The sequence below is a fragment of the Flavobacterium sp. K77 genome (genome assembly GCF_021608205.1).
Classification (GTDB): domain Bacteria; phylum Bacteroidota; class Bacteroidia; order Flavobacteriales; family Flavobacteriaceae; genus Flavobacterium; species Flavobacterium turcicum.
Genome location: NZ_JAKIHO010000031.1, coordinates 1 through 1,248, shown reverse-complemented (window position 1 = coordinate 1,248; position 1,248 = coordinate 1). Strand labels below are relative to the sequence as shown.

At 31.3% G+C, this 1,248-nt stretch carries 1 protein-coding gene; it reads left to right on the top strand.

Translation table 11 applies throughout. The features are described from left to right. Nucleotides 1-45: 45 nt before the first annotated feature. Nucleotides 46-561, top strand: a complete 516-nt coding sequence (locus tag L1S34_RS14750; protein ID WP_236364854.1) for a hypothetical protein — start codon at nucleotides 46-48, stop codon at nucleotides 559-561. The last annotated feature ends 687 nt before the right edge of the window (nucleotides 562-1,248 follow it).

The following is a 1,248-nucleotide window of genomic DNA, read 5'->3' as shown; positions in this document are numbered from 1 at the left end:
CAGATAGCTTAGAAAACCGTAGTAAAAACAACTAAACAGAAAAAAATGTTTGAATTAATTTGGGGAATATTAAATGGATTTTTGTTGATTTACTTCATAGTAATTTGTTTTAAATCAGTTAGAATCGTAAAAGAAAAATTAGGCATTTTTGCATCTTTAATTTTTGTTATCGGTTTATTGTCTTTTATTTCAAAACCAGATAAAAAAAATTTAGCAGACAAAAATATTGATGTTTTAAATCAAACAAATCCCAAAAAAGCATTTAATGGAAATTCATTTTTTCGAGAAATAACTTTGGAGGATAATTTGACCTCAAAAATTGGATTGTCAATACTTGTAGGAGAAAATGAACCTGATTTAATCATACTAAATGCAAATTGTTACAGATCGGGATTTATTAGCGGAACTAATTGGAATGTAGAAAATATTGAAATAGACAATGAGAAAAACAAAAAATATTGTACTTATTTGGTTAGAGGAATTATGGAATGGAAAATACTCGGAATAACAATTTATTCTGAACACAAAAGTTTTAACGGAAATGCATTATTGAAAAAATAAAGCCATCTGCTAACAGGCGTTTGGCAAGATTGCGAATTTTGTAGTAAATTCACGTTTATTTCTCGCAAGAAATTTTATCTTTGATAGAAAATAATCAGTTCCGAAGTTCGCAACCTCGCCAAGCGCCGGAACGTTATATGCCACTTATCTGCGGCAGAAAACATAAATTCGTTGAACATCACTTCTACCCTACTTTTAGCCTTTTAAACGCAAAGGAATAATATCGAAAAGCAGAAACCGAAAAGTGAAAAGTGAAAAGTGAAAAGTGAAAAGTGAAAAGTGAAAAGTGAAAAGTGAAAAGTGAAAAGTGAAAAGTGAAAAACGAAACTTGAAAGCAGAAACCTGAAAGTGGAAACAGAAAAGTGGAAACAGAAAAGTGGAAACAGAAAAGTGGAAACAGAAAAGTGGAAACAGAAAAAAGAAACTTGAAAGCAGAAACTTGAAAGCAGAAACCGAAAAGTGAAAACTGAAAAACGAAACTTGAAAGCAGAAACCAAAAAGTGAAAACTGAAAAGTACTAACCGAAAAGTACTAACCGAAAAGTGGAATCTGAAAAGTGGAATCTGAAAAGTGCTCAAGAAAAAAGTTTAAGCGGCATATAACAGCCGTCTCAAGCCATTGCGAATTTTCTCCTAAATTGACGCTTACGTTTCGCAAGTTTATTTATCTTAGCCGAAACTAATCGGT